Source organism: Kitasatospora sp. NPDC043950, assembly GCF_056435345.1.
Genome location: NZ_JBWKER010000083.1, coordinates 1 through 21,603, shown reverse-complemented (window position 1 = coordinate 21,603; position 21,603 = coordinate 1). Strand labels below are relative to the sequence as shown.

General features: G+C 72.4%; 12 protein-coding genes. 4 read left to right on the top strand and 8 right to left on the bottom strand.

Annotated features, from left to right (window positions below; all coding sequences use genetic code 11):
• Positions 1–806 precede the first annotated feature (806 nt).
• Positions 807–5,966, top strand: coding sequence for an RICIN domain-containing protein (locus AC07BF_RS35050; RefSeq protein ID WP_478334434.1), 5,160 nt, complete (start codon positions 807–809; stop codon positions 5,964–5,966).
• A 382-nt stretch (positions 5,967–6,348) separates the two neighbouring features.
• On the opposite strand, the gene AC07BF_RS35045 is transcribed toward AC07BF_RS35050, so the two are convergent.
• From AC07BF_RS35045 to AC07BF_RS35030, 4 genes are read right to left on the bottom strand one after another with little or no spacing between them, the layout of a single operon-like run.
• The gene (locus tag AC07BF_RS35045; protein WP_478334433.1) at positions 6,349–8,409 is read right to left on the bottom strand and encodes an ABC transporter ATP-binding protein; all 2,061 of its coding nucleotides are present in this window, start codon (positions 8,407–8,409) and stop codon (positions 6,349–6,351) included.
• A 19-nt stretch (positions 8,410–8,428) separates the two neighbouring features.
• Positions 8,429–9,346, bottom strand: coding sequence for an ABC transporter permease (locus AC07BF_RS35040; RefSeq protein WP_363581285.1), 918 nt, complete (start codon positions 9,344–9,346; stop codon positions 8,429–8,431).
• Positions 9,346–10,290, bottom strand: a complete 945-nt coding sequence (locus AC07BF_RS35035) for an ABC transporter permease (RefSeq protein WP_363367693.1) — start codon at positions 10,288–10,290, stop codon at positions 9,346–9,348. Before AC07BF_RS35035 ends, AC07BF_RS35040 begins: the two co-directional genes overlap by 1 nt.
• 46 nt (positions 10,291–10,336) lie before the next feature.
• A complete protein-coding gene (locus tag AC07BF_RS35030) occupies positions 10,337–12,241 on the bottom strand; it encodes an ABC transporter substrate-binding protein (protein ID WP_478334432.1) in 1,905 nt (634 codons plus the stop codon).
• A 404-nt stretch (positions 12,242–12,645) separates the two neighbouring features.
• Here AC07BF_RS35030 and AC07BF_RS35025 point away from each other — a divergent pair, with 404 nt between their 5' ends.
• The 3 genes from AC07BF_RS35025 (at position 12,646) to AC07BF_RS35015 (ending at position 16,339) form a co-directional block, all read left to right on the top strand.
• Positions 12,646–14,250 carry an alpha/beta fold hydrolase gene (locus tag AC07BF_RS35025; protein ID WP_400809221.1) on the top strand — a complete coding sequence of 535 codons (1,605 nt, stop codon included), beginning with the start codon at positions 12,646–12,648 and terminating at the stop codon, positions 14,248–14,250.
• A gap of 71 nt (positions 14,251–14,321) precedes the next feature.
• A complete protein-coding gene (locus tag AC07BF_RS35020; RefSeq protein WP_363581277.1) occupies positions 14,322–15,023 on the top strand; it encodes a response regulator transcription factor in 702 nt (233 codons plus the stop codon).
• Positions 15,023–16,339 carry a sensor histidine kinase gene (locus AC07BF_RS35015; RefSeq protein WP_400809224.1) on the top strand — a complete coding sequence of 439 codons (1,317 nt, stop codon included), beginning with the start codon at positions 15,023–15,025 and terminating at the stop codon, positions 16,337–16,339. The genes AC07BF_RS35020 and AC07BF_RS35015 overlap by 1 nt, the downstream gene beginning before the upstream one ends.
• A gap of 84 nt (positions 16,340–16,423) precedes the next feature.
• On the opposite strand, the gene AC07BF_RS35010 is transcribed toward AC07BF_RS35015, so the two are convergent.
• From AC07BF_RS35010 to AC07BF_RS34995, 4 genes are all read right to left on the bottom strand, one after another.
• A complete protein-coding gene (locus tag AC07BF_RS35010) occupies positions 16,424–17,380 on the bottom strand; it encodes a formylglycine-generating enzyme family protein (protein ID WP_400809227.1) in 957 nt (318 codons plus the stop codon).
• A 75-nt stretch (positions 17,381–17,455) separates the two neighbouring features.
• Positions 17,456–18,799 (bottom strand): MFS transporter, encoded by a 1,344-nt coding sequence (locus AC07BF_RS35005; protein WP_363581273.1) that lies wholly within the window; start codon positions 18,797–18,799, stop codon positions 17,456–17,458.
• Between the two features lie 113 nt (positions 18,800–18,912).
• Positions 18,913–20,676, bottom strand: coding sequence for a sulfatase (locus tag AC07BF_RS35000; RefSeq protein ID WP_363581271.1), 1,764 nt, complete (start codon positions 20,674–20,676; stop codon positions 18,913–18,915).
• A complete protein-coding gene (locus tag AC07BF_RS34995) occupies positions 20,673–21,275 on the bottom strand; it encodes a PadR family transcriptional regulator (RefSeq protein WP_363581269.1) in 603 nt (200 codons plus the stop codon). Before AC07BF_RS34995 ends, AC07BF_RS35000 begins: the two co-directional genes overlap by 4 nt.
• Positions 21,276–21,603 lie beyond the last annotated feature (328 nt).

The following is a 21,603-nucleotide window of genomic DNA, read 5'->3' as shown; positions in this document are numbered from 1 at the left end:
ACGGTGAGGGGCGTCCCTGGGCGAGGACGTCGAGCAGGGGGCCTGCTGGGAGGCGGGCTTGCCGTCGGCGCGGCCCGTCTACAGGTCCCGCACGGGGATCAGGATCATCTGGGGCTGCTGGTCGACCTCGGCCACTGGCGGGGCATCGGACCTGTCGTGGGTTCACAGCTGGTACCGCAGCGAGATATACGCGCCAGGGCCATCCGTTCATCGTTTGTCTACCACCCACTGTCAACGTGCCCCGGTACAGCTGTGAAGTTTCAAGGAGTTTCTCAATGGCACACCCGGGCACGGCCGCCTCACCGACCGAACGGCGAATACCGTGGCGACCACAATGGGCGTACACGGCGGTCGTACCGCTGTTCGCCCTGCTGGCGGGGCTCATCGGCGCGTTCCCGATACCCGCGCACGCGGTGGGCCCCGTCGCTCCGCCGCAGGCCGTACCAGCGACCGTTCAGGAACACTCGGCCGCGACCTACAACAATCGGTACGGCACCAGATGGCGGGGGGAGATCTTCGATCTCGCCCAACGTGTTGACATTCTCGCGCTGCAGGAAATCCGGGACGCGGAACCGGACGATCCGGACATCGTGCCCGAAGCATCGATCAACACGAACGGTTTCGAGGTCCAGAGGTACCGATGGGAGGTGTTTCCCGCCTGGACAGGCGGCACTCGCACCATCTACCGGGTCAGGACAGCCACCCGTGAAGAACGCTCGCTGGCCCTCGTGGTGCCCCGGAGCATCGACAACGCTGCGGCGCCCGTGGTGAGAGTCATCCCGCCTCAGCCGGAGAACAACGGCCAGGTGGCTAACGATGCCAAGCCCATCCTGGGCGTCAAGCTCGCGGACGGCACGTGGTACTACTCCATGCACGCCACCAACAGGGCAGCAGGCTTCCATGAGCGGAACAACGTGCCGGCCGCCATCCAGGCGGTCACGGCGACGGGCGACGCGAACTGGGCCCTGATGGGCGACTTCAACCGCGAGCCCGGGTCGCTGTCGATGGCGCAGGTGTTCGGCGACGGCCGTCGGCTCGTCAGCTCCGGCATGATGACCTACTCCAGGAACCGCCCGACCTCCGAATACGACTACATGATCGCCCGGGGGCTGCCGGCCGACCACCAGTACACGGCACGTCGCCTCGGCTACGTGGAGGAGTCGGACCACTTCCCGGTGATGTTCAGCAAGGACCCGCTGCGTCGCAAGGACGAGACCTGTCGGCCGAACGTCCCGTCCCCGCCCCGAGCAGCGGCCGCGTCCATGATCTCCCTCGCGGCGGCCGGCGTCCCCGCTGACGTCCCGGTCGACGTCCCGGCCGACAGCGCGCCGCCGACGGCCTCCGCTTCCGCCGCCACAGCCCGGGAGCCGCAGCACGGGAAGGTCTCCGTCCTGACCTCCGGAGCCGCCGGCCTGGTCGCCGACGTGCCGGACGCCTCGCCCGCTCCGGGCAGCCCGGTACGGGCCGCCGCCCCCGACTGCTCCGCCGGGCAGAGCTGGGCGACCTGGCAGAAGGCGGACGACACCTGGGTGATCGAGACCGGCCGGACCAACGGCACCACCCCGGCCGGACAGGGCAGCGTGCTCAGCGTCCCCGCGTACGGTGACCGGCTGGCCGTGCGGCCGATCGAGAACGACGCGACGAGCGGCAAGCCCGACGGCAGCCCCGGCCAGCGCTGGCGCTTCGTCGCCGACGGCGCGGGCGGCTACCGCATCACCACGGCCACCGACGGCCGTTGCCTCACCCTGGACGGCACCGCGCTGACGGTGGCGCCGTGCGACGGCTCCGACCGGCAGGGCTGGCACCTGTCCGTGCCGTGCTCCGGCGCCGGCCACACCGTCCCCGGCTTCCCCGACCTGCCGTGGCCGACCGTCGCGGACCGCCCCGAGGTGACCTGGCCGTCGCTGCCAGGGCACCCGGCGATCCCGTGGCCGTCCGTCCCGGGCTTCCCGGGCGTCCCGATGCCCGGCCACCCCGACCTGCCCGAGCTGCGCTGGCCCGGCTTCCCCACTCTGCCCACCACGGCGTGGCCCGCCGTCTCCGGCCACCCCGAGGCGACCTGGCCGGCCGTCCCCGGCTCCCCGACCGTCCCTTGGCCCGCCATGCCGGGCCACCCCGGCGTCCCGTGGCCGGTGCTGCCGCTGCCCGGCAACGGCAACGACGACGGCAAGGCCCTGATCCCCGGGCTGCCGAGCGCCGCCGACCCGGCGATCCCGGGGCACCCGGACCTGGCCTGGCCCACCGTGCCGGGATTCCCGCAGGTGAAGTGGCCCTCGGTGCCCGGCTCCCCGAACGTGCCGTGGCCGGGCCACCCCGACCTGCCGGACGCACCGGGGACGGACGGGCCCTCGCTTCCGGACGTCACCTGGCCGACGCTCCCGAGCATCCCGCTCTGGCGCTGGCCGTCCGTCCCCGGGTTCCCGACCGTCCCGTGGCCCTCCCTGCCGGGGCTGCCGGACGTCCCGTGGCCCGCGACCACCGGCTTCCCGAACGACCCCGCCGCCTGGTCGAACCCGCCCAAGTCGCCGGAGGAGCCTCCCAAGTGCAAGCGGAAGGACCAGCCGGACGGCAACACTCCTGGCGGTGACAACGGTTCCACCGGCGGCCGTCCGCCGGTGCCCGCGCCTCCGGGGATCTCGCTGCCCGGGTTCCCCATACTGCCCATGTTTCCGCCGATCTTCGGCGGCCCGTCGACTCCCAGTGGCCCCGACGGCGGCACTGGCCCCGACGGCGGCACTGGCAACGACGCCGGGACCGGCGCATACCTCCAGCCGGGCACCGGGGACACCCTCGTGCCCGACGTCCGCGGCTCCAGCACCGTGGCGGGCAACGCCGTCCAGGCCTACGAGCCGAACGGCACGGACGCGCAGAAGTGGGTGTTCTGGGACCGCGGCAACGGGAACTGGGCGATCGAGACCCGGCTCACCTACAACCGCGCCTCCGCCGCCGAGCGCATGCTGCTGGCCCACGACACCGGCCGGCACGAGAGCGTGCTCGCACCGGCCGCCGCGGACGGGCAGCCCGGCCAGCTGTGGCGGTTCAAGGACGCCGGGGGCGGCTGGACGAACGTCGTCAGCGCGGCCGGCGGCTGCCTGACCCAGCGCGGCGCGCACGAGGTACTGGCCGTCCGCGACTGCGACGGCAGCGCGCAGCAGAAGTGGAAGCTCTCCGGCACCGTGCCGACGACCGGGGGCGGCAACGGCAACAACGACGGCAGCACGGGCGGTGGCGGCACTGGCGGTGGCAACACTGGCGGCCAGCCGCCGCTGGGCGCCGGTGGTGCGCAGCCCGCGCACAACCGGACGGTGGTGCTGCAGTCGGGCAACGGCGGCCTGCTCGCGGACCTCGACGGTGCCAACACCGCCGCCGGGACCCGCATCAAGGCGCAGGGCCGCAACGGCAACGACGCGCAGAAGTGGACGCTGTGGCAGAAGCCGGACAGCCGGTGGCTGATCGAGACGAAGCTCGGCGGCGGCATGGTGATGGACCACAACCCCACCACCCACCGCACCCATCTCATCGGTGCGCAGGAGGGCAACGCCAACCAGCTGTGGCGGTTCGCCGACGCCGGGGGCGGCTGGTTCACGGTCGTCAGCGCCGCCGGCAACGGCTGCCTCACGGCGGCGGCCGACGGTGCGGAGCTGGCGATCCTCGGCTGTGACGGCACCAACGCCCAGAAGTGGCGCCTGACCGAGGCCGTCGACAACCCGTCGACCGGCGGTGGCACCGGTGGCAACAGCGGCGGCGGTGGCGGTGGCGGTGGCGGTGGCGGTGGCGCGGCCGCGGTGCCGGTCTACTCGGCGCTGCCGTCCAAGTGCCTGGACGTCACCGCCGGCAACACCGCGAACAACACCCCGATCGACCTCTACGACTGCAACAACACCGCCTCCCAGCGGTGGACCCCGACCGCGACCAGCGGCGGGCTCGTCCTGAAGGCGTTCGGCAAGTGCCTGGACGTCGCCGCCGGCAACACCGCCGGCGGCACCCGGGTGGGCCTGTACGACTGCAACGCCAGCGCGGCGCAGAACTGGCGCCAGGGCGCGGACTCCTCCCTGGTCAACCCGAACTCGGGCAAGTGCCTGGACGTCGTGGGGGGCAACTCCGCGAACGGCACCGCACTGCAGATCTGGGACTGCAACGCCAGCGACGCGCAGCGCTGGGGCCTGGGCACCGTCCCGCCGCGCGCCCCGCAGCGGCCCGCGCAGCAGCCCGGCACCACCCCGGTGGTGAGCCCCGGCGTCGGTTCGTCGCAGGTCGCCACCCTGCGCTCGGCGAACAACACCATGGTCGCGGACCTCGACGGCGCGAACACCGCCTCCGGCACCTCGATCAAGGCGCTCGGCTCGAACGGCAACGACGCGCAGCGCTGGGCGTTCTGGCCCACCGCGAACGGGCGCTGGATCATCGAGACGCTGCTGACCGACGGCAAGGCCGCCGCCGGCCAGGGCATGGTCATGGACCACGACCCGGGCACCCACCGCGCCCACCTGATCCGGACGATGGACGGCAACGCCAACCAGCACTGGGCCTTCCACGACGCCGGAGGCGGCTGGTTCTGGATCACCAGCGACACCGACAGCGGCTGCCTGACCGCCAACAACGCCGGTGAGCAGCTGGGCATCTGGGCCTGCGACGGCTCGGACCGCCAGCGCTGGCGGCTCGACAACATCCAGAACGGGCCCGCCCCTGGCGGCGGCTCCGGCGGAGGCGGCGCCGGTGGGAACACCGGCGGCTCGTCCGGCGGCGGCGGTGGGAACAACGGCGGGAACAACGGCGGCTCGACGGGCGGAGGTTCGACCGGCGGCGGGAACGCCGGCAGCGGGGGAACCCCGCAGGCGCCCGGGGGCAGCGGGGTGCGCCACGGCGTCACCACCGTCCTGCGCTCCGGCAACAACGGCCTGGTCGCGGACCTCGACGGCGCCAACACCGCCGGCGGCACCCGGATCAAGGCCCTGGGCGGCAACGGCAGCGCCGCACAGCAGTGGATGCTGTGGCAGAAGCCCAACAACCAGTGGCTGATCGAGACGAAGTTCGCCGGGGCGATGGTGATGGACCACAACCCCAGCACCCACCGCACCCACCTCACCAGCGCCCAGGAGGGCAACGCCAACCAGCTCTGGCGCTTCCAGGAGAGCCAGAACTTGCCCGGCTGGTACCGGATCATCTCCGCGGCCGACAACGGCTGCCTCACCGCCGTCAACAGCAGCGAGGACCTCGCCGTCTGGGCCTGCACCTCCTCCACCGCCCAGTGGTGGAAGCTCGACGACTCAGCTGTCACCGGAGGTGGCGGGGGGAACCCCGGCGGTGGGAACACCGGCGGCGGTGGTGGTACCGGCGGAGGCGGCGGCGGCGGGAACACCGGCGGCGGCGGAGGAAGGGACCCGCGCTTCCCGGACAGCATCCAGCTCCCCCCGGTCTGCAACGGGCGGCAGTCCTCCGACTCGTGGATGTGGCACGGGGACACCCTGTGCCCAGGGCAGAGCCTGGAGTCCTCGGCGGCGGAGCAATCCACCCGGCTCGTCATGCAGCAGGACGGCAACCTCGTCGCCTACTACACGCAGGGCGACGCCATCGGCGACCACACCTGGCCCGTATGGGAGTCGAAGACCGTGGGCTGCGGGGCCAAGGCCGTCATGCAGGACGACGGGAACCTCGTCGTCACCGCCGCCGACGGGCGGGTCTGCTGGGCCTCGGGAACCAATGGCCGCAATGGCGCCTGGCTGATGGTCAGCCCCCTGGGCGACGTCCAGATCCTGCAGGCCGGCGACGCCACCGGCGCCGCCATCGACGGGGCCCGCGCGGTGGCCGCCGCAGGAAAGGGCGACTTCCTGGAGGCCTTCATCTACGCGCTCCAGGCGATCATCAAGGGCGTCCCGAAGGTGCAGTGGCAGACGAACACCGGACACCCGCGCCTGGTGCCGCCCAAGTGCGTCGTGACAGGAGGCCGGGTCATCCCCTGCACCTGACCTTCCTCCCGCGGGCAGCCCGCGGGCGCCCGGCACCCGCCGGGTGCGTCCGGACTCGCCGGCCTCTCGGAAACCGGCCCGGGGGGGGGGGCCCCCCCCCCCCGGGGGGGGGGAACCCCCCCCCCCCCATCCCCCTCCCCCCCCCCCCCCCCCCCCCCCACCCCCCCCCCCCCCCCCCCCCCCCCCCCCCCCCCCCCCCCCACCGCCATGTGCCCATCGCCACGTGCCCACCGCCATGTGCCCATCGCCACGTGCCCACCGCCGCGTGCCCATCGCCACGTGCCCACCGCCGCGTGCCCATCGCCATGTGCCCACCGCCATGTGCCCATCGCCGACGGCCTCGCCGGCCCGCTCCCGGAGGGGGCGTGGTCGGAGGCGCGGTTCAGCGGATCGGGGCGGCCCGCAGGGGGAAGTGGCAGGCGGCCAGGTGGTCGTCGGGGCCGAAGGCGGTGAGCTGTGGCTCGACCTCCGCGCAGATCTGCTGCGCCGCCGCGCAGCGGGTGCGGAAGCGGCAGCCGGACGGCGGGTCGATCGCGGACGGGAGTTCCCCGGCGACGCCCCGGCTGCTCTTGGCCTTCTCCACCACCGGGTCGGCCACCGGGATGGTGTCCAGCAGGCCGCGGGTGTAGTGGTGCACCGGCCGGGCGTACACCGACGGCGCGGGGCCGATCTCCACCAGTTTGCCCAGGTACATCACGCCGATCCGGTCGGACAGGTACCGGACCACGGACAGGTCGTGCGAGATGAACAGGTACGACAGTCCGAGTTCGCCCTGAAGGTCGCTCATCAGGTTGAGCACCTGCGACTGGATCGACACGTCCAGGGCCGAGACGGGCTCGTCCGCGACGATGAGCTTGGGGCGCAGGGCCAGCGCGCGGGCCAGTCCGATGCGTTGGCGCTGGCCGCCGGAGAACTCGTGCGGGTAGCGGTCCAGGGCGGTGAGCGGCAGGCCGACCAGGTCGAAGATCTGCCTGATCCGCCGGTCGCGCTCGGCCTGGCCGTCGACCCGGTGGATGTCCAGCGGCTCGCGCATGATCGATTGGACGGGCATCCGGGGGTTCATCGCCGCGTAGGAGTCCTGGAACATGAGCTGGACGTCCCGGCGCAGTCGGCGCCGCTCGGCCCGTGGCACCAGGGCCAGGTCCCGGCCCTCGAACACCAGGCTGCCGCTGGTGGGCCGCTCCAGGCCGACGATGAGCTTGCCGACGGTGGTCTTGCCGCAGCCGGACTCGCCGACCAGGCCGAGCGTCTCTCCCCGGCGGACCGTCAGGGAGATGTCGGCCACGGCGCTGACCGCGCCGACAGCCCGGCGCAGGATCAGGCCGCTGGTCACCGCGTACTGCTTGACCAGGTTGTCGATGCGCAGCAGCGGTTCGGCCGGCGCGTCGTCGGGCACCGCGGGGGCCTGGACCGCCGAGGCCCGTACGGCCGTCGCCGGGGGCGGCGCCACGGCGGTGGGGCGGCCGCCCGGCTCGGCCTCGCCGACCGGGAAGTAGCAGGCGTAGCGGTGTTCCGGGGCCTCCCCGGACAGCGGCGGCTCCTGCGCGTGGCACCGCTCGGTGGCGTAGCGGCAGCGTGCGGCGAACCGGCAGCCGGGCGGCGGGGTGGTCAGGTCCGGCGGCAGGCCGGGGATCGAGTAGAGCCGGCCGCCGGACTCGGCGAAACGTTCCGGCAGCGATTCGAACAGTGCCTCGGTGTACGGGTGGCGGGGGTTGGTGTAGAGCTCCTCGGTGCCGGTGGTCTCGACGACCTTCCCGGCGTACATGACGGCGATCCGGTCGGCCCGTCCGGCGATGACGCCGAGGTCGTGGGTGACCAGGATGACGGCCATGCCGAGCTGCTGCTTGAGGTGGTCGATGAGTTCGAGGATCTGCTTCTGGACGGTGACGTCGAGGGCGGTGGTCGGCTCGTCGGCGATGAGCAGCTTGGGCTCGTTGGCCAGGGCCATGGCGATCATGGCCCGTTGGCGCATCCCGCCGGACAGTTCGTGCGGGTAGACCAGGGCCCGCTGGGCCGGGCTGGGCATCCCCACCAGGGACAGCACCTCGACGGCGCGCTCGTGCGCCTCCTTCCGGGAGGCCCGGCGGTGGATGCGCACGGACTCGGAGATCTGCCGGCCGATGGTCATCGTCGGGTTGAGCGAGGTGGTCGGGTCCTGGAAGATCATCCCGATGTCGTTGCCGCGCACCCGGTCCATCTTCTCGGGGCCGAGCGCGAGCAGGTCGCGGCCGTCGAGCAGGACCCGGCCGTCGACGACGCTGCCGCCGTTCGGCAGCAGCTGCATGATCGACATGGCGGTCATGGTCTTGCCGCAGCCCGACTCCCCGACGATGCCGAGGGTCTCGCCGACGTCCACCGCGAGGTCGACGCCGTCCAGGGCGTGCACCACCGAGCGCTTCAGCCGGATCTCGGTGCGCAGGCCGGTCACTTCGAGGAGCGCCACTGCTGATCCTCCGTCGGGTTCACCGCTTCTGCAGCCGGGTTTCGAAGGCGTCGCGCAGGGCGTCGCCGATCACGTTGAAGCACAGGATGATCAGGATGATCACGGCGGCGGGCGGATAGATCATCCACCAGCAGCCCTGGCCGGCGAAGGTGGTGCCGACGTCGAGCATGCCGCCCAGGTCGTTGTTGGGGGCCTGGAGGCCCAGGCCGATGTAGCTGAGCGTGGACAGGGCGAAGACCGCGTCGGCGATCGAGAACGTGGTGTTGACGATCGTCGTCCCGATGGTGTTGGGCAGGATGTGCTTCAGCACGATCCGCCGGCCGCCCGCGCCCATCATCCGGGACGCGGCCACGTACTCGCGGACCTTGATGGCCAGGGCCTCGCCGCGGACCAGGCGGGTGATGCCGAACCAGGAGGTCAGGCCGACCTCCAGGATCAGCATGGCCTTGCTCTTCCCGTAGACGCTGCTGAGGTAGATCAGCAGGAAGATCAGCGGGAAGGACATGAAGGAGTCGATCACCCGCATCATCAACGCGTCGATCCAGCCGCCGAGATAGCCCGCGACCGCGCCGTACAGCGCGCCGAGGACGGCGGCGATCAGACCGGCGGCGAGGCCGATCTCCAGGCTGGTCTGCCCGCCGACCATCACCTTGCCGAGCTCGTCGATGCCGTCGTTGTCCGTGCCGAGCGGGTGCCCGGCGCCCGGCGGCAGGGTGACGGCGGAGAGGTTCACCACCGAGGTGTCGGCGTGGTAGAACAGCGGGCCGAGGAAGCAGAAGGCGATGATCGAGACCAGGACGGCGACGGCGACCAGGGCCAGCCTGTTCTCGGCGAAGACCTCCGCGCCGCGCCGGAGCATCGAACGGGGCCGTCCGGCCGGCTCCCCGCCCGGGGCGGAGGCGGGCCGACCTTCCGTGGTACCGGGTGTCAGGGCCATCAGGTGAGCCTCACTCGTGGGTCCAGCACGGCGTAGCCGAGGTCGGCCAGCAGCGAGCCGACCACGGTGGTCACCGCGGTGAGCAGGGTGGCCGCCAGGGTGATGCCGTAGTCGTTCTGCAGCGCGGCACGGGTGGTCAGCAGGCCGATGCCCTGGATGTTGAAGACGTACTCGACGATCAGCGCGCCGCCGACCAGCGCGGGCAGCGAGAGACCGACCAGGGTGACCATCGGGATCAGGGCGTTGCGCAGCACGTGGCCGTACAGGGTGCGGCGCCGGGAGGCGCCCTTGGCCTGGGCGGACCGCACGTAGTCCTGGGTGATCTGGTCCAGCACCCCGGAGCGCATGTAGCGGCTGTAGCCGGCCACGGTGGTGACGGTCAGGGTCAGGACGGGCAGGCAGACGGCCCCGGGGTGGGTGAGCGCGTCACCGAAGGTGGCCACCTGGTTCTGCACCGAGACCCAGTGCAGATCGTCCTCGAACCACTGCTGGATCAGAAAGCCGATGAAGAACGTCGGCACGCCGTAGGCGACGAAGGAGAACACCGTGAAGGCGTGGTCCAGCACGCTGTTGCGGCGGGTGGCCTGGAGCAGGCCCGCCGGCACCGCGATCAGCAGCGCGAGCAGCAGCGAGGCGCCGACGATGTAGGCGGAGGCGCCGAGGGCGTTGAACAGCAGGTCGGAGATCGGGCGCTGCTGGATGTAGTCGAAGCCCAGGTTGCCGTGCAGCAGGCCGTCCAGCCAGGTCCAGTACTGCACGTAGACGGGGCGGTCCAGACCCATCTGCTGGGTCAGGTGGGCGATGTTGGCCGGGGTGGCGTGGGAGCCGAGGATCGCCCGGACCGGGCCGCCCGGCATGAGCTGCATCAGGCCGAAGGAGATGACGGTGACCATCAGCACCGTCAGGAGGGCCTGGAACAGCCGTCGGATCAGGTAGGCCGTCACCGCCGCCCCCCGAGGGGGGCAGCGGCGACGCCGTTACGGATGGCCGTCATTTCGTGTAGTACCAGTACTCCGGCTCGTAGCCCTGGAAGGGGTCACCGGCGTCGAGGTGCAGCTTCTTGGTGACCTCGCTGATCGCGAGCGTGTTGGGGGTGTAGATGACCGGCTGGTCGCCCGCGATGTAGTCCTCGTAGGCGTACAGGTCGTTGACGTCGCTGCCGGTGGTGGTCTTGACGATCAGCTGGTCCAGCTTCGGGTCGGAGAAGCTCCAGACGTTCGGCCCGGCTCCGGTGGCGAACAGCGCGTCGCCGGTCGGGTAGTAGTCGGGGGCGTAGACCCAGCCGCCGTAGAGCAGGCCCTGCCACTGGCAGCCGGCCGGCTGGGCGGCGCTGCAGGCCACGCCCTCGTTGCCGATGGTGTTCTGGGTCTGGCTGACCATGGTGATGCCGATGCCCGCCTTGGCCGCGTCGGAGCGCATGTCCGCCGCCATGGTGTCCAGCGCGGCCTGGCCGGAGGGGTAGTCGAGCGTGAACGCGGCCTTGGTGCCCGCCGCGATACCGGCGCCGCACTGGTTCGGGCCGGTGCCCGGGTCGGTGCAGGTGGCCGGGACGCTGTCGGTGTTCCAGCCGTGGCTGCTCAGCAGCTGTTTGGCGGCCGCCGGGTCGTAGGTGGCGCGCTCGGACTGGCTCTTGGGGGAGAGCGGGTTGCCGGCCGGGAGGCTGGGCACGGCGCCGGTGCTCGGGTAGCCCCAGCCCTTCCAGATGCCGTTGATGATGCCCTGCTGGTCCACGGTGTCCTGGACGGCCTTGGTGAAGTAGGGCTGCTTGAACAGCGGTCCCACGGCCGGGTTGGCGAAGTTGATCTGGTAGTACGAGATCTCGTCCAGGTAGGTCGGGGCCGGGATGTAGTAGCCCGCGCCGCTCAACGGGTTGCCCGCGTCCGGGTTCTTGGCGTTGAAGGTCGGGGAGTTCTCGGCCGGAAGGTAGCCGACGTCGATGGCGTTGGCGCCGCCGCTGCCGGCCTTCAGGTCCGCGTACTCCGTGGTGGCCGAGGTGTACGGGACGAAGTCCACCTCGTCGAGGTGCGGCTTCTGCGGGCCCGAGTAGGCGGGGTTCGGCACGATCCCGTACGCGCCGGAGGTGCCGTTGTAGTTCTTGAGCTTCCACGGGCCGTCGACCACCGACCACAGCGGGCTGCCCGCGAAGTCGCCGCCCTTGGTCGACTGCGCGCTGAGGTAGGCGTAGTCGGCCGCGCAGTCCTTCGCTGCGGCGTCCGAACCGAACGCGTCGCTCGCGCAACTGCCCTTCTGCCCCTGGCCGGTGAGGTCCCAGGCGAGCGGCATCGGCGTGATCTGGCTGAGCTCGTCGTCGGTGAACCAGGTCTGGTTGACCGGGGTGTTGAGGGTCAGCGTCAGGGTCTGTCCCGAGGCGGTCGCCGAAGCCACGTTGTCCGGGAAGTACTTGGCGCCGATCGCCGGGTTCGGCGGGGTGTAGTAGCCGCTGTTGGACGACTCGGCCTTGGCCATGTTGATCCAGAACAGCACGTCCTGGGCGTTGACGTCCTCACCGTTGGACCACTTCCACGGCTTGACCTGGAGGGTGACGGTCCTGCCGTCCGCGCTCCAGGTGGGCGCCTCGCCGAGGGAAACCTCCGGGTCGAGGGCGACCTTGTCGTTCAGGCCCCAGTAGTACAGGGGGCGGTAGAACAGCTCCTGGAACTGGCTGGTGTTCACCGTGGTGACCTGGGCCGGGGAGTCGAACGGCCAGATGGCGTCCGGGAAGGTGGAGGGCGCCTCGGCGACCCGCACCACACCTCCCTGCACCGCCGCTCCGGCCGGCCCCGGGTTGCCGCTGCCGCCGCCCCCACCGCCGCCACTGCAGGCCGCGGCGGTTGCCACGACCGTGACCAGCGCCACCACCTGCGCGAATCTGCGCGCTCCTGCGGACTTCGTCATCCTTGACTTGCCCCTCTCCCCCACGTGAACACCACGAGTTCTTTCCTTGCGCGACCTGACGGTTCGCCGACGCGGGCATGGCGATGCCGTGGCCGGGCAAGGTGAGCGGCTTTCCCGACGGCGGGAAGGCACCGGCGTCCGTGGGCTTCAGCCGCTTGCCGCGTGCTGGCCCTGCCCCGTCCGGTGCTACCAGTTAGACCGATTTTTCGAACAGAGAGAAGCCTTGGGGACGACTCGTGTTCGTCAAGTTTCCATCAAGGAAAGGATCTTGAGGATGCGCGTGGTTCTCGCACCGGGACCGGCCGGAGTTCTTACACGCCTTTGCCGTCGCTCTGCCGAACCGCTGACCGGCACCCGGCAGGGTCGTGCCCACACCGACCGCAGAACGTACGGAGGGCACCACGATGACGACGAACACGGCGACGAACACGGCGGCAGGGACGACCGGTACGGCGACGGACGCGACCGCGAGCCGGGCGAAGGAGCCGGCCCGCCGGGGCGGGCTGGCCGCCGCCGCGCTGGCGGTGCTGGCGGCGGTGCTTCCGGTCACCACCGCCTCGCCCGCGCAGGCCGCCCCCACCGGGGCGGCGGGCCGGCCCGCGTGGTGCCCGACCGTCCCCGGGCACCAGGTCGACTGCACGACCATGCGCCGCCCGCTGGTGGCGGACGAGCCGCGCCTGGGCGGCATCGGCGTGAGCTACGCGGTGGTGCGCCACAGCCGCCCCGGCCCGGCCCGGGGCACCATCGCGTTCAACCCCGGCGGCCCCGGCGAGACCCTCATCGACCGCGCCGACCAGGTGGCCGGGGCACTGCAGGGGGTGCTGGACGACTACGACCTGCTCCTGCTGGACCCGCGCGGCACCGGCCGCTCCGGCCGGCTCCCCTGCGACGTCACCGAGGCCGACTACCGCTTCGCCCCGCGCCCCGCCCAGCGCGAGCTCGTCGCCGACTGCGCCGAGGAACTCGGCCCGCGCGCCCGCGGCTACACCAGCGCCGCCACCGCCGACGACCTCGATGCCGCCCGCGCGCGCCTGGGCGCCCCGAAGCTGGTCCTGTACGGCCTGTCGTACGGCACCTACCTGATGCCGGTCTACGCCGACCGCCACCCCCAGCGGGTCGAGTCGATGGTGCTGTCCGGCGCCTACCCGCTCGCCTTCGACTCCCTGGCCCGGCCCGGCGCCCAGCAGGTCTCCCTGACGCTGCGCCGGATCTGCGAGCGCAGCGGGGCCTGCGACCCGGAAGGCGCCGTCCGCGACCTCGCCGCCACCACCGAGCGGCTGCGCACCCACCCGCTGGTGCTGACCGCCTCCCTCGGCGGCAGGCCGCGCACCGTGGTCTTCAGCGAGGACAAGCTCGCCGACCTGATGTACGAGCCCGCCACCCGAGGCATCGGCCTGCACCCCGAGGAGCCCGGTCTGCTCGGCGCGCTGCCGGCCGCCCTGCACGCCCTCGCCGCGGGCGACGAGGGGCCGCTGGCCGCCCTGGTGCGCGCCGAGGTCGAGCACACCGGCACCGAGGACCAGGCCTCCTTCCTGGCCGTCACCTGCAACGACTACGCCCGCGCCTGGGACCCGGCCGCCCCGCCCGCCGAGCGCCGCCGCCAGTACCGGGCCGCGCTGGCCGCCGCCGACCCGGCCGACTTCGGGGCGTTCAGCGTCAAGGGCTGGACCGAGGGGCAGACCGACGGCGGCGACAACTGCCTGTCCTGGCCGCGCCGCGGCACCGCCGACCCGCAGCCGACCGACCTGAAGAACGTGCCCGACGTGCCCGTCCTGGTGCTCTCCGGGGACCTCGACACCAACACCCCCGAGGCCAACTCCCGCCTCTCCGCAGCCCAGTTCCGCCGCAGCGCCTTCGTCTCCGTGCCCAACAGCGGGCACATCCCGGAGATGGAGTCCACCGGCTGCGCGGTGGACATCTCCACCCACTTCATCCGCACCGGCGCGGTCGGCGACACCTCCTGCCTCGCGCACATCCCCCCGGTCCCCGTCGTCCCGGTCCCCCGCTGACCCTCTGACCGGCCGCCCTCGACCACCCCCCGACCGGCATGACCACGCCCGCCACCAGCGAAGATGACACCATGACAGATCCCACCGCCGCCCGGCGCACCGTCCTGGTCGTCGAGGACGACCCCGGCGTCCGCAACACCCTCGACCACCTGCTGCGCTTCGAGGGCTACCGGGTACTCACCACCGCCGACGGACAGGAGGCCCTGGAGCTCCTGGAGCACCGGCGCCCCGACCTCGCCGTGGTGGACGTGGTCATGCCCCGCCTCGACGGCCTCGCGCTGTGCCGGATGCTGCGCCGGCGCGGCGACCGCCTGCCCGTCCTGGTCCTCACCGCCCGCCACCAGCTCGGCGACCGGGTCGCCGGGCTCGACGCCGGCGCCGACGACTACCTGGCCAAGCCCTTCGCCACCGAGGAACTCCTGGCCCGTATACGCGCCCTGCTGCGCCGCACCGAGCCGCTCGGCGGCGAGAGCGCCGAACTCGGCCTCGACGACCTCGCCCTGGACCCCGGCGCCCGCCAGGCCCACCGCGGCGGGCGCCGGCTCGACCTGACCAAGACCGAGTTCGACCTGCTGGAACTGCTCCTGCGCAACCAGGGCACCGTCCTGACCCGCCACCAGATCTACGAACGCATCTGGGGCTACGACTTCGACACCGACTCGCGCTCGCTCGACGTCTACGTCGGCTACCTGCGCCGCAAGACCGAAGACGGCGGCGCGCCCCGGCTGATCCACACCGTGCGCAACGTCGGCTACACCGCCAGGACCGCCTGATGCTGCGCACCAGGATCGGCCTCGTGGTCCTCGCCTCCGTCCTGCTGGCCATCGCCGTGCCCGTCACCGCCGCCTACCGCGGCGTCAGCACCCTGGTCGCCGACCAGCTCGACCGGAGCCTGGAGGACCGGGCCCACACCGTGCTCGCCGCCCTGGACCTCGACCGCTCCCCGCCCGCACGGCCCGACACCGTCGAACAGCTGCTGCTCCCCGACGGCACCACCCGGCCGCTGGGGGCCCCGGGCGGCCCGGCGCTGCCCGTCTCGGCCCGGGCCCGGGAGGTGGCCCGTACCGCACAGGGCGCCCACCAGGAGGACGCCACCGTCGACGGCACCCCCTACGGCATCCTCACCAAGGCCCGCCCCGACGGGCAGGGCGCGGTGATGGTCGGCCAGACCTACGCCGGGGCGCAGACCGTCGACGACGCGTTCCTGCGCCGCATCACCTGGACCAGCGCCGCGGCCGCGGCCGCCTCCGCGCTGCTCAGCTGGCTCGTCCTCGGCCGGATCCTGCGCCCGGTGCGACGCCTGGCCCGCGCCGCCGAACACATCACCACCACCCGCGACCTGGCCACCCCGCTGCCCGCCGCCGGACGCGACGAAGTCGGCCGCCTCACCCGCGCCTTCGAGGCGATGGTCGGCGCCCTGCGCCGCTCCCGCGACCAGCAGCAACGCCTGGTCCAGGACGCCAGCCACGAGCTGCGCACCCCGCTGACCTCGGTACGCGGCTGCGCCGAACTCCTCCAGCGCGCCCGCGGCCGGCTCGCCCCCGCGGACGAGGAGCAGATCCTCGCCACTCTGGTCACCGAAACCGTCGCACTCGACGAACTCGTGCGCGAACTGGTCGAGTTGGCCACCGACCAGCAGACCGTGGAGGACCCGGAGTCGGTGGACCTGACGGCCGCCGCCGAGGACAGCGCCCGGCGCTTCCGGCGCCGCACCGGCCGCGAGATCACCGTCACCGCCGAACGGCCCGTGCCGGTGCGGGCCCGCCCGCGCGCGCTGCAGCGCTGCGTGGACAACCTGGTCGGCAACGCCGTCAAGTTCAGCCCGGACGGCACCCCGGTGGAGGTCCACGTCACCGGCACCCGGCTGGCCGTGCGCGACCACGGGCCCGGCATCGCCCCCGGCGACCGGCAGGCCGTCTTCGAGCGCTTCTACCGCGCCGCCGGCACCCAGTCGACCCCGGGCTCGGGGCTGGGCCTGGCCATCGTCCACGACCTCGTCGCCGCCGACCACGGCACCGTCTTCGCCACCGCCGCCCCCTCCGGCGGCGCCGAGGTCGGCTTCCACCTGCCACCCGCACCGGAGGGCTGACGGCCCGCCCGGAGGTCGGGACGGCGGGTCGGTGGTCTGCGAGCCCGGCCGAACGGCGTGGCCCGTCGCGGACGGGTCGGCGCGTCAGTCGGGCTGTTCGGCGTTGCGGGCGCAGCGGAAGCCGGCGTGGCCGCTGGAGCTGTCGGGGGTGTTGGAGCTGCGGGCGGCGACGCGGTAGCGGTTGCAGTAGGACTCGTGGCACAGGTGGGAGCCGCCGCGGATGACCTTGGCGGTTCCGGTGGCGGGGCCGGTGGGGTTGGCCGGGGTGGGGGATGCGGGGTGGTCGGTGGTCCACCAGTCGGCGCACCACTCCCACACGTTGCCGGACATGTTGTACAGGCCGAAGCCGTTCGGTGCGAAGGAGCCGGCGGGGGCGGTGGCGCGGTGGCCGTCCGCGGCCGTGTTCTTCGCCGGGAAGGTGCCGCGCCAGATGTTGCAGCGGTGGGTGCCGTCGGGATCGAGTTCGTCGCCCCACGGGTACCGGGCCTGTTCGAGTCCGCCGCGGGCCGCGTACTCCCACTCCGCTTCGGTGGGCAGGCGCTTGCCGGCCCAGGAGGCGTAGGCGTGCGCGTCGTTCCAGGAGACGTGGACGACGGGGTGGTCGCCGCGGTCGGCGACCGTGCTGCCCGCGCCCTCGGGACGGTCCCAGGCGGCTCCGGTGACCGCGCACCACCAGGGGGTTCGCTCCACCCGCACGGCGGTGCGCCGCACGGCGGCCGGGAGGAAGCCGGCGAAGACGTAGGACCAGCCCAGGCGCTCGGCGTCGGTGCGGTAGCCGGTGTCGGCGGCGAACGCGGTGAACTGCTCGTTGGTGACCGCGCGGGCGTCGATGAGGAACGGGTCCAGCCGGACCTGCCGCACGGGGCCTTCGCCGTCGTCGGGGAAGCCTTCGTCGCCGTCGGTGCCCATCAGGAACCCGCCGCCGGGCAGGAGGACCATGCCGTCCGTCGGGCCGGCGGGACGCGGGGCCGCGAGGTGGAGCGGGCGGAGCGCGCCGGGGCCTCGCGAGGGCGTGCAGCAGGGCGCCGAGGGCAGGTTCACGGGTTCCTCCGGGAGTGGGTTCAGCCGGCCGTGTGAGGCCGGCCGTGCAAGGCGGGCCGGGTCAGGCGGGCCGGGTCAGGCCAGGGCTGCCCGGCGCCTGAGGTCGAGCTCCCGCTGCACCCGCTGAACGTCCTTCGCGTAGGGCAGGTGGAGGAGCGTCAGGAAAGCGCCGTTGACGAGCATGAGGACCACCAGGACCGCCAGGAACACCGGGCGGAGTCCGACCGCCTGGCCGAGGAAGCCGGCGCCCAGGCCGAAGGCGGCCCACGCGAGGGCTTCGAAGACCGAGACGTAGATCGTGAAGGCGGTGGCCCGCAGCTCGGGTGGGGTGACCGCCATGACCATCGGGCGGTTGAGGCTGGGATTGACGCCCTGGGCGACACCCATCAGGCAGAAGAGCAGGGCGTAGGCGCCGATGCCGCGGTAGTGGACCTGGGTGCCCAGGAAGGCGAGGACGGCGAAGGCGACCTGGGCGCCCTGGAGCGCGCCGGGAAGCCCGTGGCGGGGGCTGCGGCGGGTGGCCCAGTCGGCGAGGAAGCCTCCCAGCAGGGTGCCCAGCAGGTATCCGATGCCCAGCGGCATCAGGACGACGGCGGCTCGCTGGGTGGTGAAGCCGAACACGTCCACCAGGTAGACGACGGCGAACGAGGAGAGCAGCAGGTGTCCCGAGAGCAGCCGCGACACCAGGAGGATCGCGAAGCTGGGGATCTTGAACAGCGAGACGACGGTGGCCAGGCCGACCTTCGTCCGGGGCTCGCGGGCGGCCCGGTCGAGGTCCGCGAGTTGCCGCTCGGCCGCGCCGCGGCCGGGGTCGCGGAAGCAGAGCAGCAGCACCCCGCCGAAGAGGATGTTCAGGACGCCGACGCCCCACAGTCCCCAGCGCCAGCCGTCGTGGACTCCCGCCAGTTGCCCGATGAGCGGGCCGAGCACCGAGCCGACCAGCGACAGCGCACCGTAGAGGGCACCGACGGCGCGACCGCGCGACGCCGGGTCGAACAGGTCGCCGATGATCTCGGAAACCAGCGGCTGGGCGGCCGCGTAGCCGGCCGCGAGGACCGTGACGAAGACCAGCAGTTCGGTGAAGTCCCTGGAGAAGCCGGCGGCCACGCCCCACACCCCCCACAGGCCGGTGGACAGGACCAGGACGCTCTTGCGCGACCAGCGGCGTGCCGCCCACACCCACAGGGGGGCCGCGAGCACGCCGATCAGCTTGCCGGCGGCGGTCAGGACGCCGAGCGAGCCGAGGGTCAGGCCGAGGGCGTTTCTGATGACCGGGAACAGGCCGGTGACCAGGCCGGCCTCGGTGCCGTCGACCAGCATGGCGCCGCCGAGGACCGAGAGCTGGGCCCATCGGCCTTTGACCGGGGGCGGGCCGGTCCTCGTGGCGGGCCCGGAGGTGCCCTCGATAAGGTCGGACATGCGCGACTCCACTTCTTCGCATCGTTCGTCACAGGGGCAGTGCGAGGGAAAGGCGGCGTGCTCGCCGGTGACGGGGCTGCAACCCCGTCACCGGTACGTCGTGCGCCGGCTGGTCAGAGAGCGGCGAGTTCCTCGGCCACCCGGCGCAGGGCCGACACGTCGGTGAGGCCGCCGGCCAGGGCGGCGACGTCGATCAGCGGCGTCGGGCCGAGGAACTGCAGGAATTCGGAGTCGACGATGCCGGGCAGGTGCCTGCGCATCACCTCCACGGCGACCGGGTCGGAGATCAGGGCGAACACGGGGGTCCGCAGCGAGAAGCGTCCTGGGGGGTAGTCCTCCGGGTGGGGCAGCGGCTCGGCGGCCCGGTCGGCCTGCTCGCGCTGGGCCCGGACCAGCAGGTGCTCCGCGCCGACCGGGCCCTCGGCCGGCAGGCCGAGGCGCTCGTACTGGCTCGGCGGTGCGTCGCCCGCGCGCATCAGCTCCACCAGCAGGGTCGCCATCCGCAGCTCGGCCGCGTCGTCGACGAGGGGGGTGCGCTGGTCGGGGTCGCCCTCCAGGTCGAACAGCAGGGTGCCGTGCTGGTAGGGGTTGATGAAGGTGCGGCCGGGGACGCGCAGGGTGCGCACGCCCTTGGTGAAGGTGAACGGCTCCGCCAGTTGGAGGTTCGCCAGCTCGGCCGGGGAGAACCGCCCGCGCATGTGGGTGGGCATCAGCGTGTGTTCCAGCAGCGGCGCGTTCTGCGCCGTGGCGGGGGCGCGCATGTAGACGTACCGGCCGTCGGTGACGTTGACGTGGCCGCCGTGGATTCCGAACAGGGCCGCCTCCCGCACCGGGGTGTCCTCGGCCACCGGCAGCGGGCGGCCTTGCACGTCCGCGGGGCGCTCGATGCCGAAGTACTCCAGCAGCGTCGGTGCGAGGTCGATCGTCTGCACCAGGGCCCGGCGCCGTTCCCCGGCCTTGCCGGCCCGCGGGTCCCACACGAACAGCGGCAGGTGGACCAGTTCGTTGTACCAGGGCTGGACGGTCTTGCCCCACCAGCCCTTCTCTCCCAGCAGCAGGCCGTGGTCGGTGTTGACGATCAGCAGGGTGTCGTCCCAGAGGTTCTGCTCGTCCATCAGGTCCAGCACCCGCCCGAGGGAGTGGTCGCACATCGACAGCAGCGCCGCGTACTCCAGGCGGGCGTGCTCGACCTGGCCAGGGGTCTCCACCACGCGCTTGTAGTCGGGCCAGTCGAAGTGCGGGCCTTCGTAGTCGTGCGGGTATAGGTCCTTGAACCGCTGGTGGCTGAAGAACGGCTCGTGCGGGTCGAAGGTCTCGATCTGCACGAACCACCTGTCCGCCTCCCGGTTGGTGCGGACGAACTCCAGGCCCGCGTCGAAGGTCAGCGTCTGCGGGTGGCGGTCCTCGGTCGCCAGGTGCGGGCGGTTCACCCAGTCCTGCCGGTAGGACTCGAACCGGAGCTTCTTCAGGTCCTCGGGGATCTCCGGGTCGGCCACCTGGCCCTTCCACGGGTCGCCCTCCTGGCCGCGGAAGAACTCCCAGGTGTTGTACCGGCCGTGGTAGGTGGCGCCGCCGTCCTCCCAGTAGTGCGGGTGGTCGCTGACCAGGTGGGTGTACACCCCGTTCTGCTTGAGGAGCTCGGGCATGGAGTCGTCGAACGGCTCCAGCGGGCCCCAGCTGCGGTGCAGGAAGTTGTACCGGCCGGTGTGGATCTCGCGGCGGGCCGGCATGCACGGCATCGACCCCGCGTAGGCGCTGTCGAAGGTGACCGACCGCTCGGCCAGCCGCGCGAAGTTCGGCGCGTGAGTCCAGTCCCCGCCGTAGGGCGGCAGCATGTGCCGGTTGAGGCTGTCGAACATCACCATGATCGCCTTCATGCGGCGCTCCCTTCTCCGGCCGGTGGCGTCTTCCGCCCCGGCTGCCACTGTTCGAGACGCCGGAGCATGCGCTCCAGCCAGGCCACCCACGCGTCCATCGCGCCGGCGCCGTACTGGTGCAGTTCCTCGTAGACCTCGCGTGCCAGTTCCTGGTCCAGCTCGGGCAGCGGGTCCTCGAAGCGGACCGTGCGGTCGCGGGGCCGGTTGCGGGCGATCTGCTCGCGCCGGTGGTCCAGTTCGGTGCGGATCAGCAGGATCGCCGCCTCGCGGTCCAGGACCGCGGCGAAGGCGAAGCGGGAGAGGAAGTCCGCGTCCTGGAACCGGCTGGGCGGCTCGTACGGGGAGCGCACCCACTCCATCAGCGCTTCCCGCCCCACCGGCGTGAGCCGGTACACCTTCGCGTCGGGACGCCCCTCGCGCGGGTCGACCTCGAACGCCACCCAGCCGTCCGCCACCATCCGCCCCAACAGGCGGTAGATCTGGCTGTGGTGGGCCCGCGAACGGAGGAACTGGCCCTCCGTCTCGACCCACTTGCGCAGGTCGTACCCACTGAACGGCCGGCCGGCCAGCAGGGCGAGCAGGACGTACTCGAACTGCATCGAGCCCCCTATGTGCGGAATCACTTATGTGCTCAGTGTTCTATCCGCGACACGGGGGTCGTCAACGCGGCGGGCGGTGAATTATCCGACCGTTCATATGAGTTCACGGTGATTCACAGTGCACAGCGCACAGTGCACAGCGCCTGCGCTACCGGCGGGGACGTCGAAACCCGGCGCGGCTGCGACGGAACAGGCCCCTCCCGGGAAAACGGGCGCAAAAGGGGGGGGGGGGGGGGGGGCCGGAAAAGAATCAGGCATGGGCGTGCGCGGTGCGTCGGACGTAGGCGACGCGCTCCCGGCGCATCCCGCAAGGACCAAGCGTGCGAAA

Bases quoted from the DNA above. Each gene is read 5' to 3' on its own strand.
- AC07BF_RS35025 (WP_400809221.1), top strand. From the start codon at position 12,646: ATGACGACGAACACGGCGACGAACACGGCGGCAGGGACGACCGGTACG.
- AC07BF_RS35015 (WP_400809224.1), top strand. From the start codon at position 15,023: ATGCTGCGCACCAGGATCGGCCTCGTGGTCCTCGCCTCCGTCCTGCTG.
- AC07BF_RS35005 (WP_363581273.1), bottom strand. From the start codon at position 18,799: ATGTCCGACCTTATCGAGGGCACCTCCGGGCCCGCCACGAGGACCGGC.
- AC07BF_RS35020 (WP_363581277.1), top strand. From the start codon at position 14,322: ATGACAGATCCCACCGCCGCCCGGCGCACCGTCCTGGTCGTCGAGGAC.
- AC07BF_RS35040 (WP_363581285.1), bottom strand. From the start codon at position 9,346: ATGGCCCTGACACCCGGTACCACGGAAGGTCGGCCCGCCTCCGCCCCG.
- AC07BF_RS34995 (WP_363581269.1), bottom strand. From the start codon at position 21,275: ATGCAGTTCGAGTACGTCCTGCTCGCCCTGCTGGCCGGCCGGCCGTTC.
- AC07BF_RS35030 (WP_478334432.1), bottom strand. From the start codon at position 12,241: ATGACGAAGTCCGCAGGAGCGCGCAGATTCGCGCAGGTGGTGGCGCTG.
- AC07BF_RS35000 (WP_363581271.1), bottom strand. From the start codon at position 20,676: ATGAAGGCGATCATGGTGATGTTCGACAGCCTCAACCGGCACATGCTG.